General features: G+C 71.7%; 1 pseudogene. It reads left to right on the plus strand.

The window, feature by feature from the left end:
- Positions 1-530 (plus strand): annotated as a pseudogene (locus tag DVK07_RS21035) (hypothetical protein); the annotation flags it as partial.

Consider the following 530-nt stretch of genomic DNA (forward strand, 5'->3'; position numbering starts at 1 on the left):
GTGGAGTTCGGGCGGGGGGCGCTGGAGGGGTTACCGAGCGCCGACGACCTCGCGGCGGCCGGCAACCGGGCCGAGACCGACAAGTACCGCGCCGGCGGGCAGGCGACTGTGGTCCACTTCAAGCAGTCGCTCCAGTTCTTCGTCCCGTTCCCGGACGCGGCGGCGACCCCGTTCACGTTCCTGGGGCTCAACTGGAATCCGGGCGGCCACTTCGGTGGGGCGGGCGCGTGGCTTAAGCCGCACTTCGACGTCCACTTCCACATGCTCGACCCGGCGAGGGTCGACGCCGTCGGGGGACCGCGGCTTCCGCCGTACGACACCGGGAACGGCGAGTACACGCCTGGCGGCCCGAGTCCGGACCCCGACGGGAAGGTGACGGAGACGAACTTCGATTACGACCAGCTTCCCGAGGGGTACGCGCGGTCGCCGGAAGTCGTCGCCGACCAGCGCTACATCACGGACATGGGCGAGCACACGGCCCCCGCGGACGCGCCCGAGCTTCCGGACGCGCCGGGCGAGCCGGGGAATCC

Origin of the sequence: Halorubrum sp. Atlit-26R (assembly GCF_003666015.1) — an archaeon.
In the GTDB taxonomy this organism is placed as follows: Archaea; Halobacteriota; Halobacteria; order Halobacteriales; family Haloferacaceae; genus Halorubrum.